12 protein-coding genes are annotated in these 15,706 nt (G+C 65.4%); 4 read left to right on the top strand and 8 right to left on the bottom strand.

What is annotated here, in order from left to right; translation table 11 throughout:
• The first annotated feature begins 30 nt into the window (after window positions 1-30).
• The 4 genes from KF907_RS12335 (at window position 31) to KF907_RS12320 (ending at window position 6,155) form a co-directional block, all read left to right on the top strand.
• Window positions 31-588, top strand: a complete 558-nt coding sequence (locus KF907_RS12335; RefSeq protein WP_291220790.1) for a DUF3885 domain-containing protein — start codon at window positions 31-33, stop codon at window positions 586-588.
• Window positions 589-832: 244 nt separating this feature from the next.
• Complete coding sequence (locus KF907_RS12330) at window positions 833-964, top strand: transposase (protein WP_291220788.1); 132 nt, start codon at window positions 833-835, stop codon at window positions 962-964.
• 549 nt (window positions 965-1,513) lie between these two features.
• A complete protein-coding gene (parC, locus tag KF907_RS12325; protein ID WP_291220787.1) occupies window positions 1,514-3,754 on the top strand; it encodes a DNA topoisomerase IV subunit A in 2,241 nt (746 codons plus the stop codon).
• 31 nt (window positions 3,755-3,785) lie between these two features.
• A complete protein-coding gene (locus tag KF907_RS12320) occupies window positions 3,786-6,155 on the top strand; it encodes a penicillin acylase family protein (RefSeq protein ID WP_291220785.1) in 2,370 nt (789 codons plus the stop codon).
• A gap of 56 nt (window positions 6,156-6,211) precedes the next feature.
• On the opposite strand, the gene KF907_RS12315 is transcribed toward KF907_RS12320, so the two are convergent.
• The 8 genes from KF907_RS12315 to KF907_RS12280 form a co-directional block, all read right to left on the bottom strand.
• On the bottom strand, window positions 6,212-8,230 hold the full coding sequence (locus KF907_RS12315) for a hypothetical protein (protein ID WP_291220783.1): 2,019 nt from the start codon (window positions 8,228-8,230) through the stop codon (window positions 6,212-6,214).
• 57 nt (window positions 8,231-8,287) lie between these two features.
• Window positions 8,288-9,457: a hypothetical protein gene (locus tag KF907_RS12310; protein WP_291220781.1), complete on the bottom strand. Its 1,170-nt coding sequence runs from the start codon at window positions 9,455-9,457 to the stop codon at window positions 8,288-8,290.
• An 11-nt stretch (window positions 9,458-9,468) separates the two neighbouring features.
• Window positions 9,469-10,158 (bottom strand): hypothetical protein, encoded by a 690-nt coding sequence (locus KF907_RS12305; protein ID WP_291220779.1) that lies wholly within the window; start codon window positions 10,156-10,158, stop codon window positions 9,469-9,471.
• Between the two features lie 8 nt (window positions 10,159-10,166).
• The gene (locus KF907_RS12300; RefSeq protein ID WP_291220777.1) at window positions 10,167-11,375 is read right to left on the bottom strand and encodes a hypothetical protein; all 1,209 of its coding nucleotides are present in this window, start codon (window positions 11,373-11,375) and stop codon (window positions 10,167-10,169) included.
• Window positions 11,376-11,378: 3 nt separating this feature from the next.
• Window positions 11,379-12,017, bottom strand: coding sequence for a hypothetical protein (locus KF907_RS12295; protein WP_291220775.1), 639 nt, complete (start codon window positions 12,015-12,017; stop codon window positions 11,379-11,381).
• A 7-nt stretch (window positions 12,018-12,024) separates the two neighbouring features.
• Window positions 12,025-13,845: a hypothetical protein gene (locus tag KF907_RS12290; protein ID WP_291220774.1), complete on the bottom strand. Its 1,821-nt coding sequence runs from the start codon at window positions 13,843-13,845 to the stop codon at window positions 12,025-12,027.
• 349 nt (window positions 13,846-14,194) lie between these two features.
• The gene (dapE, locus tag KF907_RS12285; RefSeq protein ID WP_291220772.1) at window positions 14,195-15,343 is read right to left on the bottom strand and encodes a succinyl-diaminopimelate desuccinylase; all 1,149 of its coding nucleotides are present in this window, start codon (window positions 15,341-15,343) and stop codon (window positions 14,195-14,197) included.
• Entirely contained in the window at window positions 15,340-15,702 is a 363-nt protein-coding gene (locus tag KF907_RS12280; protein ID WP_291220771.1) for a Spx/MgsR family RNA polymerase-binding regulatory protein, read from the bottom strand. Before KF907_RS12280 ends, dapE begins: the two co-directional genes overlap by 4 nt.
• Window positions 15,703-15,706 lie beyond the last annotated feature (4 nt).

Below are 15,706 nucleotides of genomic sequence, written 5' to 3'. Positions count from 1 at the left end.
GGTCAATTTACTCATTTTCAGAGGCGCCCAATGGATAATTTATCTCTACAAGAGGAATGGCATCGATCATTCGGCAATTCACTACCTATTGGCTTTTCATGTAGAGAATTGCTTTCCGATCGATGGCTGAGAATTCATAGCCTTCCAGGCGCCAAAAGATACGCAAGCACTGACTGTGAGCGCCACGAGGTATTGTTGCGGCAAAGAAGTGTTTCAAACTACGTTCTTGGTGATCAGAGTGAATGTATTTTATTCGCCTCTATATTTGATCGAGGCTTGAAATCTGAATTTATTAAAATTTTTCCTAAGGATATTGATTTTAATACTTACATTAATAATTCAGATGATCATGGCGATTTTGAAATTATATTTTCTCGCATTGTATGGAATGCAGCTAGGTATGAAGAATTGGTCGTTGAAATAGCCAATGACAGAGCTTGCCCTGTCCTATTCGCCAATGTGCCAGCTGGTAGCGCTTATGCTCCTTATGATGGAGGGGCTGATTTAATATTTTCTTCGCATTTTAGTTTGGTGAAGGCGAGAGAGCATTTCTCGTTATGGTTATCAGAAAGAGATGACGGGCTATAGGCGTAGGCTGAAAAAGATGTGGTCAGAGTCGAATTTCTCGTCTAATCTAATTACCTTGCAAAGCCCGGCCCCGCGCCGGGCATTGCATTTGGCCATCCATCCGTCCGTCTGACGCTAGAACAAAAACGGTTCCAGGTTCACATACGCCCGTTTGAAAAAGTCTGAAGCAAAGCCCGGCCCCGCGGTCCTTCCCCCGTAGAGTGAGTCCACGGATTTCTGGAAACGTCCCCAAACGGAGGTTTCCATGCGCAAGTCGAAGTTCAGCGAGAGTCAGATCGCCGGGATCCTGAAAGAGGCCGAGGCCGGCATGGGCGTGGCGGATGTCGCGCGCAAGCACGGGATCAGCGCGGCGACGTTCTACGCGTGGAGTTCCTAGTACGGCGGGATGAGCGTGTCGGACCTGCAGCGCCTGCGCGAGCTGGAACAGGAAAACGCGCGACTCAAACGGCTGGTCGCGAACCAGTGCCTGGAGCTCGAGCTGATGAAGGAGGTCGTCGCAAAAAAGTGGTGACGCCAGCACAGCGCCGCGAGGCGGTGGGCTGGCTGCGGGAAGAAAGGACGGTGAGCGAGCGGCTGGCGTGCCGGGTCGTGCGCCAGCCGCGAGCGACGCAGCGGCGTCGATGCCGGGGCCGCCCGAGCTCGCCCGAGGCTGAGACCTCGGTTTGCGATAGTGAATCGCTTAACCGGGTGTCCGTCGAGCGGGAGCAAGATCACTTTGCACGCTACAAGGTCCAACGCCCGTAGCCAGCACGTCGCGCGTGATGTGCGTGCACGCACCGGCCGGGTGGGCCATGTAGACCAGGTAGCCCGGCGTGGGATCCACAACCGATCGCCCGGAACGGGCTCCTGCGAAGAACACACGACATCCCTTGCCCCGGATGCGGCAAAATGATGGGCTGCGACACACCCCGTTTCCGGATACCGCATGACCCTGCAAGGCAACCACGAACAGATCGCGCTCAAGGACTACGCCGAGCGCGCCTACCTCGATTACTCGATGTACGTCGTGCTCGACCGCGCGTTGCCGTTCGTCGGCGACGGCCTCAAGCCCGTGCAGCGGCGCATCGTCTACGCCATGGGCGAACTCGGCCTGGCCGCCAGCGCCAAGCCGCGCAAGTCGGCGCTGACCGTCGGCGAGGTGCTCGGCAAGTACCACCCGCACGGCGACAGCGCCTGCTACGAGGCGATGGTGCTGATGACGCAGCCGTTCTCGTACCGCTATCCGCTGATCACCGGCCAGGGCAATTTCGGCTCGCAGGACGATCCGAAGTCGTTCGCGGCAATGCGCTACACCGAGGCCAAGCTGACCCCGCTGGCCGAACTTCTGCTCGAGGAACTCGGCCAGGGCACGGTCGATTTCGTCGCCAACTACGACGGCAGCCAGCAGGAGCCTTCGTGGCTGCCCTCGCGCGTGCCGCACGTGCTGCTGAACGGCTCGACCGGCATCGCCGTCGGCATGGCCACTGACATCCCGCCGCACAACCTGCGCGAGATCGCCGCCGCCTGCATCCACCTGCTCGACCATCCCGAGGCCGGCATCGCCGAACTGTGCGAACACGTGCGCGGGCCGGACTTCCCGTCGAGCGCCGAGATCATCACGCCGCGCGACGAGATCCTCGCCATGTACGCGAACGGCACCGGCTCGGTGCGCGCGCGCGCGACCTGGATGCGCGAGGACGGCAACATCGTCATCACTGCCCTGCCCTACCAGGTATCGCCGTCGAAGATCGTCGAGCAACTGGCCAACCAGATGCGCGCGAAGAAACTGCCGATGATCGAGGACGTCCGCGACGAGTCGGACCACGAGAATCCGATCCGCCTCGTGCTGATCCCACGCTCGAACCGCATCGATGCCGACGAGGTCATGCCGCACCTGTTCGCCACCACCGACCTCGAGAAAAGCTACCGCATCAACCTCAACATGATCGGTCTCGACGGCCGGCCGCAGGTCAAGCACCTCAAGCAGATTCTCGGCGAGTGGTTGCGCTTCCGCACCGATACGATCACGCGCCGCCTGCAGCACCGCCTGGCTAAGGTCGAGCGTCGCCTGCACCTGCTCGAAGGCCTGCGCATCGCCTACCTCAACCTCGACGAAGTGATCCGCATCGTCCGCAGCGAGGACGAACCGAAGCCCGTGTTGATGGCGCGCTTCAGGCTCAGCGAGGAGCAGGCCGACTACATCCTCGAGACGCGCCTGCGCCAGCTCGCCCGCCTCGAGGAAATGAAGATCAATGCCGAGCGCGATGAACTGGAAGAGGAACGCGCGCGCATCAACGTGCTGCTGAACTCGAAGGCGCGCCTGAAGACGCTGATCAAGGACGAGCTGCGCGAGGACGCGAAGAAATACGGCGACGAGCGCCGCTCGCCGCTGGTGGAGCGCGCCGCCGCTCAGGCGCTCGACGAGGCCGCTCTCGTCGCCAGCGAGCCGGTGACGATCGTGCTGTCGGAAAAAGGCTGGGTACGCGCGGCCAAGGGCCACGACATCGATGCCGCCGCGCTGGCCTATCGCGAGGGCGATGGCTACCACGCCTCGGCGCGCGGGCGCACGACCCAGCAGGTCGCCTTCATCGATTCGAGCGGGCGCAGCTATTCGACGCCGGCACATACGCTGCCCTCGGCGCGCGGCAATGGCGAACCCTTGAGCGGGCGTTTCAGCCTGCCGGCGGGTGCGGAGATCGACGCCGTCGTCATTGCCGATGCGGCGACCAAGGTCGTCGTCGCCACCGACCATGGTTACGGCTTCGTCACGCGCTTCGAGGCGCTGCTCGCCAACAAGAAGGCCGGCAAACAGCTCGTCAACCTCGACGCGAAAGCGCACGTGCTGGCACCCGCGCTGGTCGCCGACTCGGCGCGCGACCGCATCGTCGTGGCTACCAGCGCGGGGCACCTGCTGATGTTCTCGGTGGCCGAACTGCCCGAGCTCGACAACGGCGGCAAGGGCAACAAGCTGATCGAGATCCCGAAGCCGAAGCTCGCCGCCGGCGAGCGCGTCAGCGGTGTCGCCGTGGTCGCGGAGGGCAAGGGCGAAGTCACCGTCTACGCCGGCCAGCGCAAGCTGATCCTGCGCTGGGCCGATCTCGTCGAATACGGTGGCAACCGCGCCACGCGCGGCAGCCTGTTGCCGCGCGGCCTGCAACGTGTCGAGCGCATCGAGACCACGGCCTGATCCGTCCCACCACCCATCGAGGAATCCCTGCATGCGCTGGTTGCGCCGCCTGCTCGCCCTGATCGTCGTCCTGGCCATCGCGCTCGCACTTGGCGCTTGGCTCGTCCTGCGCGCCAGCCTGCCAATGCTCGACGGCAATGTCAGCGAGGCCTCGCTCGGCGCGCCGGTGACGATCGACCGCGACGCGCTCGGCACTGTCACCGTCAGTGGCCAGGATCGTGCCGACGTGACCTGGGCTCTCGGCTTTGTGCACGCGCAGGAGCGCTACTTCGAGATGGATCTCATGCGTCGCAGCGCAGCCGGTGAACTGGCCGAACTGTTCGGCAAGGTTGCGCTGCCGGCCGACCGCAAGGCGCGCGTGCATCGCCTGCGCGCCCGCGCCGAGGCCGCGCTGGCCCTGGCCCCACCCGAACAGCGTGCCGTGATCGACCGCTACCGCGACGGCGTCAATGCCGGCCTCGCCGCACTCAGCGCGCGCCCGTTCGCCTACCTGCTCACGCGCAACAAGCCGGTGCCGTGGCGCAGCGAGGACACGATCCTCGTCGTCGATGCGATGTACTTCGCCCTCAACGACGCCAGCAACCGCCGCGAACTCGCCTTCTCGACGATGCACGCGGCCCTGCCGGAACCGGCGTGGCGATTCCTGACCGCGATCGGTGGTTCCTGGGATGCGCCACTGACCGGCCCGCCGATGCGCTGGCCCGATCCGCCCGGCATCGCCGACATCGACCTGCGCGCCTTCGATCCCTCGCTGCTGCGCGGCACCGAGGCGCCGACCAGTATCATCCCAGGCAGCAACAGCTTCGCTGCCGGCGGTGCAGTGACCGGTGGCGCGGCAATCGTCGCCAACGACATGCACCTCGAACTGCGCGTGCCGAACATCTGGTTCCGTGCGCGCCTGGTCTACCCGAATCCGCGCCGCGCCGGCGAAACCGTGGACGTCAGCGGCGCCAGCCTGCCCGGGACGCCGGCCATCGTCGCCGGCAGCAACCGCAGGATCGCCTGGGCCTTCACCAACAGCTACGGCGACTTCACCGACTGGGTGCGTGTGCGGACCGACGAAGCCGATGCCGCGAAATACCTCACCGCCGATGGCAGCGAGGCGATCAGCCTGATCGAGGAATCGATCGCCGTGCATGGTGGCGAGCCGGAACGGCTCAGCGTGCGCGAAACGCGCTGGGGGCCGATCACGGCGAAGGACGTCGACGGCAGCGAACTCGCGCTGGCCTGGACCGCGCACCGCGAAGGCGCGGTCAACCTCGAACTGATGAACCTGGAACGCGCCGAAACCGTCGACGAGGGCGTCGCCATCGCCCAGCGCGCCGGCATGCCGGCGCAAAACTTCGTCGTCGGCGACCGCAACGGCAACATCGCCTGGACCATCGCCGGGCGCATCCCGAAACGCGAAGGCGGCTACGACCCGCGCCTGCCGGCCGACTGGAGCCAACCCGGCACCGGCTGGAATGGCTGGGTCGATCCCGACGACTATCCGCTGCTGTCGAATCCACCGAGGCACCGCCTGTGGACCGCCAATGCGCGCCTGCTCGACGAGGGGCCGTTGCTCGACGCCTTTGGCGACGGTGGCTACGACCTCGGCGCACGCCAGCGCCAGATCCGCGACGGCCTGCTTATGCGCGAGCGCATCGGCATCGACGACATGCTGGCGATCCAGCTCGACGACCGCGCCATGTTCCTCGAACGCTGGCAGGCCCTGCTCGCGCTCACCCTCGGCAACGACACGCTGCCGGCACAGCGCGAAGCGCTGCGTGCCGGCCTCGGCGACTGGGACCGCAGCGCCTCGACCGGTTCGGTGAGCTACCGCATCGTGCGCGCCTGGCGCAGCGAAGTGATCGCCACCGTGCTCGACGGCTTCGCCGCCGCCGTGCGCGCGCAACACGACGATTTCAACCTGCCGCGCCTGTCGCAGGCCGAACACGCGGTGTGGATGCTGATCGAGCGCCGCCCGCCGCATCTGCTGCCGCCCGGCTACGAGGACTGGAACGCGCTGCTGCTGGCCTGCGCCGACCGCGTCGCCGAACGCCTCGACCAGCAGGCAGGCGGCATCGCCGCACGCAGCTGGGGCGAACGCAATACCGCACGCATCGCCCATCCGCTGTCACGCGCCCTGCCCGGCTTCATCGCACGCCACCTCGACATGCCGGCCGAGCCACTGCCGGGCGACGCCAACATGCCACGTGTGCAGGCACCGGGTTTCGGCGCTTCGGAACGTTTCGCCGTTGCCCCCGGCGATGAGGCCAACGGGTATTTCGAGATGCCGGGCGGCCAGAGCGGTCATCCACTGTCGCCATTCTACGGTGCCGGCCATGCCGCTTGGGTCAAGGGCGAGAAGACGCCGTTCCTGCCCGGCCCGGCGCGCCACAGCCTGCGCTTCACCCCCTGAAACGAACGGACCCCGCCATGGCGGGGTCCGCTCGCATCGACGGTTCAGACCGCTGGTTACTCGGATCCGGCCTGCTCGGAATCATCCTGCTCGAAACCATCCCGGAAGATGAGGTCGGCAAGCATCGGTGTCGGGCCGAGGATGGTGTTGGTCAACGATGCCGGCATGCCGGCCTGGGCGATGTGCAAGTCGATCGCGGCCGCCGTCGGTGCCGAGTTCGCCGTGAACGAGAAGCGATACAGCGTGCCCCAGTTCAGCGGATTGAGCACCGCCGGCGTGTTCGCCGGAGGCGCCGGGTTGACCGGTGCGCTCCACTCGATGCCGCTGGCGGTAGCCGTGCCGGCCCAGTCGTTCGCCGCGTCGAGGTCGCCATCGCTGAACACGATGTCCGAGATCGCCACGCCAGGCGCGGTGACACTGAAGCGGTCGAAGCCGTAGTTGTGCACGACGCGCAGGTTCGGCGACGCGCCTTCGGTCACGCCACGCGCGAAGTCGAGGTTCATCACCGCATAGTCGTAGCGCCAGTTGCCGCCGCCGAGGTCGGTCGCCTTGACCGCTACCTTCACATGGCCCTCGACCGAGGCGAATTCGATCGACTGCGCATTGGCCGTCGGAATCGCCGGGTCGACCCAGCGGTCGATGGCCGGACCGAGGCGGTAGTTGGCATTGCCGCCGACCGCCCAGGTGCTGCCCGTCCAGGTCGCGGTGAACGACTTGCTTGCCATCGAGTTGTAGATATTGATGTCCTCTCGTGCCAGGTACCACGACTCGAACAGGAAGGTCGCACCGGGGTTGAGGCCGGGGGCGATCTGCGACTCGGCGACGATGAGGCGCTGCGAATAGTTGGTGTTGCCCGAGCTGTTGGCGACACCGTTGCAGTCGATGTCGTAGATCGAGCCGCAACGACCCCATTCGTTCGTCGCCGGAATGATTTCCGAGCGCGGACCAAGCGCGTTGTTGCTGTCGTTGTTGCCGGTGCTGTAGGTGTCGATGCAGCCAAGGCCGAGGACGTGGCCGTTGTTGGGATTCTCGATGCAGCCCGTATTCGTGGTCAGGAAGGCGTGCTTCACGCCCGAGCGGCCGATCTGGTCGATCGAGCCATTGGCATTGATGCGGTACAGATTCCAGATCAGGTAGGGATGCTGGTCGTTGCCGTAAGGTTCGTGGTTGCCCGAGAACTTCTGCCACCACGGAATATCGGCGGCGTAGAGCGCGGTGCTGGTACCGAGCGGATCGCCCGGCACGGTAGCCGAAATCGTTCCGTTGTTGACGTTGTTGCGCAGCGTCGACGACGGCGTGAAGACGACCTGGCTCGACGAGGACGTGCCCGTGCAGCCGCTGCAACGGGAGTACTGGGCGTTGAAGGTCTGCATGAACAGGTCGGCCTGGTAGATGTTGCCGCCAGGAGCGCTGGTGCCATGCCATCGATAGCTGGCGCCAAACGGCTCGATGCCCGGACCTTGGCGCTGCACCTCGGTGGTCATCTCCATGTCGGCGATCGCCCAGTTTGCCGCCTCGGCATGGCCAAGGCGCTGCGCGAGGGCCGTGCTGATGCGCAGATCCATGGTGCGCACGGCGAGCACCTTGTTGTCGTCGACCAGTTCGTACATCAGGCGATCGATGTAGAACCAGGCCTTGCCGTCGGCACCGACGAGATCAAGGATCAGCGGGTCGTCTGCGCGCGGCCGCAGGCGGAAATCGGTCAGGTCGATGCGATCCTCGCCGATCACCAGGACGTAGCCGCCGCGCGCCTGCACGGAACCGCCGGCGAAGGCGCGCAGGTTGCCGTTGGCCACATGGAATTCGAGGCTGCCGCTGTTGCGCAACGCAAAACGTTCGTGCCCCATCCAGCTCAGACCCTCGAGCAGCGATGTCGGCGTCTCGAAACGCAGGCCGAGATCGGCAGCAAGCTCGCGGTTCCAGCGCACGCCGACGGTGCCGCCCCAGGCCGCCCACAACTGCTCGCTGCTCGCCGCGGGGCCTTCACCCTCTTCAGCGCAAACCGCCACGGGCAGCGCCAGCGAGATCGCTGTGGCCAGGATTGTGAAGGCAAGGAATCTGTTCGAAGCACGCATGTTGCAAATCTCCTGAGGTTCTTGGAATCCGAAGATGCCGCGGATGAAGTGGGTATCTCATTCAAAACCGTTGCGATAGATCGGCCAGTCACCGATGCGCGTCATGGTCGGCCCACCGGACTTGCAGACCATCGAATTCTGCGGTTCGCAGCTTGCGCCGGAGCAGTTCGGCGGCCAGTTGTTGCCATTGGCGTCGCGCACGCTCGTGCGGTACCAGAACACCACGTCGGTATCGGCGATGCTCTGGCCATTGGCGATGTTTCCGGCCTGCATCTCGCAATCGCCGAGATTGTTGTTGGCGCGGTCCGCATACTCGTTGTTGATGAAGCGGCTGCCGATCACGTCGACGGTGTGAAAATTGCGCCCTGACTCGTTGGCCGGCGTGTAATCGCCGTTGCCGGACACGATGCGGTAGCCGAATCCACCTTTCGTGGTGACGACATCCCAATAGGTCACCCCCCCGCCCGGCCCACCGGTCAGACTGCGCAGACCCGTGAATTCGGTCGACTGCGGCACACCGTTGGCGCGGATCTCGTTGTTGTCCGAACCATCGATGTCGAAGTCGAAACGCCAGTAGTTGTGGTGCCAATGAGTCAGATTGTTGTTCGTGCCGTTCGAGTTGCCGAAACCGAATTCTGGCTGGATGTCTCCGTTCTCCCAGAATGCGTAACGGCTCGTGTACTGGTACCACGATGCCGAATACTGCGTGGTCAGGACGACATGGTCCCCCATGTCCTCGATCGCCACGCCGCCGGCGCCACCGATGCAGTCGGCGCTGGTGAAGGTGGAGCCCGGCAGCGTGTTCCACGGGCAGTTCTGGTACGAAGCCGTTGCCGCGTTCGACACGTCGCAGGTGGTGGTGGCGATGAAGGTGCCCGGCACGCCGAGTTGGTTGCGCACCGGCGGCGTGGCCGCGAAGTTCGCGTTGGCATCCTTCCAGTCGCGATAGCAGGTCGAGCTTCCACGGTACTCGGCGAACAGGATCGGCGCATGCAGACGCTTGGCGACGAGGATGCCCTTGTAGTGGACGTCACGCAGCTCGAGTCCGGAGCCGTCGCTGGCCACGCTCTGGCTCGGGCGCACCCAGCACATCTCCCACACCGGCGCCGCGGCCGGCCATTTCAGCAGGGTCCCACCCCAGGTGGCACAGTCGGCGCCGGCTGCGATGGCCTGCCCCGCCGAAGCCGCGATCAGCACAGCCAGCACGCGCAGAATCAGACACTTCATCACGCCACTCCTCAGGAGTTCTTTTCATTCGAAACAGGATCGGGATTGCGCCATTCATCGAGCTTCGGCAGCACGACCTTGCGCGTCATCAGGTCGACGATCGCATGTGCGACGTGGCGCTGGCCGTCGTCGGCGGACACGATCACATGCACGCAGCGCGAATGCGCCGCGCACATTGGCTGCTCGACCTGGCGATACGGGAAACCGGCGTAGTAGTGCAGACCCGGCTCGGCGAGTACGTCACGCAGCCGCTCATCCTCGCGGGCCAGGGCGATCGCCAACTCGAGTTCGCGGTCGGTGAAGTTGAGCGTATGGGCCGGCATGTCGGTGCGTGAGGACACCGTACCGTCGGTCTCATAGACGGTTTCGACGACGATGCCGCGACGATAGTCCCAGCCATACTCGACGAACACGCGGCGGTTGTTGCCATCGATGGTGAACACGTCCTGGTAGCGACGCACCGCGACGTACTCCGGCAGAACGATGCTCGATGCGGCGAGGTCGACGTTGACGGCGCCGCCACCAACGCCGGCCGAGGCGGAGAGCGGGCCGAGATCGACGGCTGCCGGGCCTGCGCCGCTGTCGTCGCGCACGACAGCCTGGCGGCAACCGGCGGACAGGATCACGCCGAACGCCATCAGCGCCAGCACGCCCGTCCGCAAGGCCAATGCGGCACCACGCTGGTGTCGAAATGCAGTCATCGGTCGACTCAGCGGAAAAGGTGTGGTCGCGCACCCGGCACGAGCGCGTCGAAGCCGTTGGCGAAGATCAGGTCCACCCATGGGCCGAACGGCACCCATACCGGCCCGGCGCTCTTGCACACCATCGAATCCTGCGCCTGGCAGCCGGCACCGCTGCAGCCGGGCGGCCAGTCGTTGGCGGTCGTGTCGCGCACGGCCACGCGGTAGTACAAGGCCGGATTCGTGTTTGCGATGCTTTGGCCGTTAACGAGGTTGCCCGCATGCATCGAACAATCGAACAGGTTGTAATCCGGCGTGTCGCCATACTCACCGGCGTTGGCACGGGTGGCCATGAAGTCGGTCATGTGGAAGCCGCGACCCGACTGGTTCGCCGGCACGAGGTAGTCGTTGGTGCCGGGGATCAGGCGGAAACCATTGCCGCTGGTGGCATTGCGCACTTCCCAGGTCTTCGGGCCGCCGCCGGGTCCGCCACTGGCATCGCGCACGTCGCTGAACTCGGTGGCCTGGTCGACACCGTTCGTGCTGACCACGTTGTCGCCGAGGCCATCGATGTCGAACTCGAAGCGCCAGTAGTTGTGGTGCCAGTGGGTGACGTGGTTGAACGTGCCGTTGCGATTGCCGAAGCCGAAGGTCGGCGCGATGCGGCCGTCGGCATGGAACTCGATGCGCGAGCTGTACATGTACCAGTCGGCGATGTACTGGGTCGTCAGCAGGACATGGCTACCCATGTCCTCGATCATCACACCATTCGCGCAACTGTAGCCGGGCGGTGTCGGCAGGGCATACGGGCACACGCCGTACGATGCGGTCGCATCCAGCGACCGGTCACATGAAGTCTTGGCCGGTTCTCCACCCGGCGGAATCACGCCGAGCTGGTTCTGCACGCCGGCTGCAGCAAGGATCGGTGTGCGGGCGTCCTTCCAGTCACGATAGCAGTCGCCGCCTGCGCCGCCCTTGTACTCGGCAAACAGCATCGGCGCATGCGCGCGGCGCAGGACGAGCTGACCATTCCAGTGCACGTTGCGCAGTTCCATGCCGGAGCCACGCGGACCGACGCTCTGGTTCGGCCCGAGCCAGCACATTTCCCAGATCGGGTCGACTGCCGGCCAGCTGAGTTTCACTTCCGGCGCGACGCAGGTTGGCGACGCGGCAAGTACCGGCACCGGAAACCCGACGAGGACAGGAATCAACAACAGGAACGCGTACACACTGCGCATGGGTCAGGGTTTCCCGGCAAGGCCGGCCGTTTCCTTGCCGGAAGGCTCATAGGACGGATAGACGACGCGGTCCGTCATCAAATCGACCACCGAGTGCAGGACCACGTCATTGCCACCATCGGTAGCGGCGATCACTCGGATACAGCGGCTGCCGCGGTCGCAGTAGCGATCACCCGGCTCACGCATGACGAAACCACCCGACCAAAGCATCACGTCGGGTCGATTGACGATCGACGCAGTGCGCGGGTCGGCGCGCACCAGCGCCTCGACGCGCCCCTGTTCGGGCGGCGTCAGGCTGAGGTCTGCGCCGGGCGGATGGTCGGTACGGATCAGGGCACCGCTCGGGTCGTACATGCGCACGACGGTGGTGCCGCTCGCGTAGTCGAAGCCGCGTGTGACCATGCAGCGGTCGGTCTCGGGTCGGCTCGCCTGGTCAGGACAGAAATCGGAGGTGCGGGCCGATTCGACATAGCCGCGCATGCGCCCCTCGGGATCGAGCGAATGCGGCTTTGCGGACACCTGCAATGGTGCATGCGTGCAGCCGGTGATGAGCGCTGCGCCGAGCATGGCGAGCATCGCGACGCCGACGCGCGTGCCCACCCATGGAAACGAGTCGATGTCCCCGCGCGCACGCATTGCCATGGTCACCTCAATTCGCCGTCGTCACGCTGGATGGATTGCCGGCCGTCTCCGGTGGCGACTTGCCGTAGGCCGGGTTCGACCAGAGTTCGTACATGTATTCCCCGCGCGAGAGCGACTGCGGGCCGACATCGAACGGACGATTCGGTTCGCCCGCACACATGGTGTTCTCGGCCGGGATCACCGGCGCGGTGATGGCTTGGTCACGCAGGAACTCGATGTATTCCTTGCTCGCGGTCTGGAACTGCAGGCGCGCATCGACGCGGATCGGGCGGGCCGCGCCAGCCGGCAGCGGGAAGGTGTAATCGGTGACGTCGTAGTTGACCAGCACGCCCGAGCCTGGGGATGTCTCCGGATAGGCATAGGCGACCGGGCGCACTTCGTCGCCATTCGGGTCACTTGCCGTCTTCGGGCGGAAGCCGAGCGGCGGGATGCGGTTGTCCTTGCGCACGCAGTTGTTCAGCACGAAGTGGAACTTCTTCTTGCCGCCGACCTCGACCACGCACTCGCCCGGCGAACCTGGCGTCCAGATGCCCTGCAGGACTTCGTAGACCTTGGCCTGCGCATCCTCGGTCAGCACCCCGGTCGTGGCGTCCCAGGCCGCGCTCTCGGCGAGCACGGTGTCCGTTGCGCTGACCGCCTTCACATTCAGCCACATGCGCCGGCCTTCGCCGTATCCGGTCGGCAGCTTGTGTCCACCGAGGTTGGTCACCTTGACCCGCACGCTGATCGAGCCGGCCGTCGACACGGTCGGCGCGGTGTAAGCGGTGATCGTCGTCTCGACCTGGGCCGCCGAGGTGAGCATGGCCTTTGCCGCGGCAATCGTGCGGTCAAAATCGGCTTCGCGATCCAGACCTCCCGAACCACCGTATTCGTTCTTGAGGATCTCGGGAATCCAGGCGTTGGCGCCGACGAACTCGTGCATCGGCAGGTTGCCCGTGCGTGAACCGGGCGGATTCTGGTTGCAGGCCAGCGCCGTCGGATCCTCGGAACTGCGCATGTGGCAGTCCTGGCAGTGCTGCTCGCGTGCCAGCGCCGGTGTGCCGGACGCACCCTCGCCCAGGCCGTCACGGAAGATCAGGTCGGCGAACAGGCTGCGTGTCCATTCCGAATAGGTACGCTCGATCGGGAACGGCCGCGTGGTCGCCACGCCACCTTCGAGCACGAGGGTCTTGAGCGGGCCCTTGTCGGTATCCGGCGAGGTGACGTCATGGCAGGTCCCGCACAGCGCCGACTTCGTGTGGTAGCTCGACTGGACCCAACCATGCGGCGGGGTCAGGAAGCCGTCGCTGTAGGTGTAGGGGCCATACCGGCAAGGGCCGCCGTAGCTCGAGCCGTCCGGGGTGAAGCATTCGGTCGTGTTGTCGATCCAGATGTTCGCGTTGCCGATCATGCCGGGCTCGCCGGCCGGGCCGGTCGGCATCATGCGATGGCAGAAATGGCAGGTGATGCCGGCGAAGTCGTTGCCCTTGAAGTCGAAGTCATCATAGTCACCGCCGAGCTTGCAGCCCATGGCACCCGTCGGGCCATTGTTGCCGCCGCCGATGGCCTTGACCACGCGACCGCCGAGCCAGCCCGGCGGCGTATGACAACGCAGGCAGAAATCGCCGGCGCCGGGGAAGTCCTTGTTGGCGACATCGAGCGCAGCCCAGAACAAAGGGTCGCGCGCGGCATTTGCCATCATCGAGCCACCCCAGGTGTTCTGCGGCATGAACGACGGCCGGGTGCCGCTGAAACCGCGATGGCAGGATGAACAGCCTTCCGGCTCCTCCAGCCCCCACAGCAGGCCCGGCTGGGTACCGTGCGGCGTGAAATCGAGAGCGATCGCCATCCCGGCGACGCAGGAAAGGCACAGAAGAATAAGCAGGCGCCCGATCGCCATCCGGGCCCGCACAGCCGAAACCACTTCGTACGACAACGCACTTACCCCGATATGCGACCGGCACTCCGCCGGCATGGCGCGAGAGTTTCCCCTGAAACCATCCGGCGCAACCTGCAAGTCAGCGCACGCTTCCGATGAAAGGGAACGCGCCCGCGAGTGTCCATGGATGATCGTCCGGAGGTCGGCAGCGCACATCGGTGCGGACCGACTCGCGATTATTACCACAAACGGCCGACCGAAGTCGCCGAATGGGGCGCATCCTCACAACCTGAATGGGCAGACGCCCGCCGGAGCCCGCTCACGGGCGATGCTTTTCGAGGCAGCGCGCAATGACCTCGCCATACAGCACCGGCAGGGCCTCGAGTTCGGCCAGGTCGATGTGCTCGTCGACCTGGTGGATGCTGGCATTGACCGGGCCGAGTTCGACCACTTCCGCACCGAGGGGCGCGATGAAGCGCCCGTCCGAGGTGCCGCCACCGGTACTGGCCTCGGGCCGGCGAGCGCAGCAGGCCTGCACGGCCGCCTCGACCGCATCGCGCAATGATCCGGGTGGGGTCAGGAACGGCTCGCCCGACAGGTCCCAGTCGAGCACGAAGTCCAGACCATGACGCTGCAGGCATTCCTCCACGCGCGCGCGCAGACCCGCCGCGCTGCTCGCGGTGCCGAAGCGGAAATTGAACAGCACGGTCAGCGCGCCCGGAATGACATTGCCGGCACCGGTCCCGGCGCTGAGGTTCGATATCTGGAACGAGGTCGGAGGGAAATCCGCATCACCCTCGTCCCAGCGCGTCGCTGCCAACTCGGCCAGCGCAGGCGCGGCGGCGTGGATCGGGTTGCGCGCCTTTTCCGGGTAGGCGACATGGCCCTGCACGCCGCGCACGACCAGATGCCCGCTCAAGGAGCCACGCCGGCCGACCCGAATCAGGTCACCAAGCGCCCGCTGCGAGGAAGGTTCGCCGACCAGGCAGAAGTCGATCGGCTGGCCGCGCCGGCGGAACTCCTCAACAACGCGGCGCACACCGTCGATCGAGCGCCCTTCCTCGTCGCTGGTCACGAGGATTGCCAGGGTGCCGGTGTGATCGGGATGGCGGCGCACGAAATCCTCGGCGGCGACGACCATCGCCGCCACGCCGGACTTCATGTCGGCGGCGCCGCGCCCGTACAGGCGACCATCACGGATCGCCGGCTCGAACGGCGGACTCGTCCAGGCCTCGGGCGGCCCGCTCGGCACCACGTCGGTATGGCCGAGCAGGACGAACACCGGACGGCCCCGGCCATGCGTCGCCCACAGATTGTCGACCTCGCCGTAGCGCAGCTGCTCGATTTGGAAACCGGCGGTGGCCAGACGTGCGGCGAGCACGGCCTGGCAGCCGGCGTCGTCCGGCGTCACCGAGACGCGCCGGATCAGATCCGACGTCAGCTCGAATACCAGCGAGTGCCCGCTCATTTCGCCTTGCCGAACAGCCGCGCGAACAAGGCGTCGCTGAAGCCGAGGCTGATGTCGCCATCGGCGAGCACCACCAGCGGCCGGCGCACCAGGGCCGGGTATTCCCTGATCAGCAGGGTCCACTCGGCATCGGAACCCGGCGCCTTGCGCGCCGGCGCGAGGTTGCGCCAGGTCATGCCGCTGCGGTTGACCAACTGGTCGAAACCACCGACCGCCTCGGCCCAGCGCTTCAGCTTCTCCGCCGGCACGCGCTGCTCGCGGTAGTCGACGAAACGATAGTCGACGCCGTGCCTATCCAACCACTTGCGTGCCTTGACGCAGGTGCTGCACTTGTCCAGGCCGTAGACCTCGATCGCCATGTCG

This window comes from Dokdonella sp. (assembly GCF_019634775.1).
In the GTDB taxonomy this organism is placed as follows: domain Bacteria; phylum Pseudomonadota; class Gammaproteobacteria; order Xanthomonadales; family Rhodanobacteraceae; genus Dokdonella.
This window is presented reverse-complemented; position numbering and strand designations above follow the sequence as displayed.

Excerpts from the sequence above, each read along its gene's own strand:
- KF907_RS12335 (WP_291220790.1), top strand. The coding sequence starts at position 31 with ATGGATAATTTATCTCTACAAGAGGAATGGCATCGATCATTCGGCAAT.
- KF907_RS12330 (WP_291220788.1), top strand. The coding sequence starts at position 833 with ATGCGCAAGTCGAAGTTCAGCGAGAGTCAGATCGCCGGGATCCTGAAA.
- parC (WP_291220787.1), top strand. The coding sequence starts at position 1,514 with ATGACCCTGCAAGGCAACCACGAACAGATCGCGCTCAAGGACTACGCC.
- KF907_RS12320 (WP_291220785.1), top strand. The coding sequence starts at position 3,786 with ATGCGCTGGTTGCGCCGCCTGCTCGCCCTGATCGTCGTCCTGGCCATC.
- KF907_RS12315 (WP_291220783.1), bottom strand. The coding sequence starts at position 8,230 with ATGCGTGCTTCGAACAGATTCCTTGCCTTCACAATCCTGGCCACAGCG.
- KF907_RS12310 (WP_291220781.1), bottom strand. The coding sequence starts at position 9,457 with ATGAAGTGTCTGATTCTGCGCGTGCTGGCTGTGCTGATCGCGGCTTCG.
- KF907_RS12305 (WP_291220779.1), bottom strand. The coding sequence starts at position 10,158 with ATGACTGCATTTCGACACCAGCGTGGTGCCGCATTGGCCTTGCGGACG.
- KF907_RS12300 (WP_291220777.1), bottom strand. The coding sequence starts at position 11,375 with ATGCGCAGTGTGTACGCGTTCCTGTTGTTGATTCCTGTCCTCGTCGGG.
- KF907_RS12295 (WP_291220775.1), bottom strand. The coding sequence starts at position 12,017 with ATGGCAATGCGTGCGCGCGGGGACATCGACTCGTTTCCATGGGTGGGC.
- KF907_RS12290 (WP_291220774.1), bottom strand. The coding sequence starts at position 13,845 with ATGGCGATCGCTCTCGATTTCACGCCGCACGGTACCCAGCCGGGCCTG.
- dapE (WP_291220772.1), bottom strand. The coding sequence starts at position 15,343 with ATGAGCGGGCACTCGCTGGTATTCGAGCTGACGTCGGATCTGATCCGG.
- KF907_RS12280 (WP_291220771.1), bottom strand. The coding sequence starts at position 15,702 with ATGGCGATCGAGGTCTACGGCCTGGACAAGTGCAGCACCTGCGTCAAG.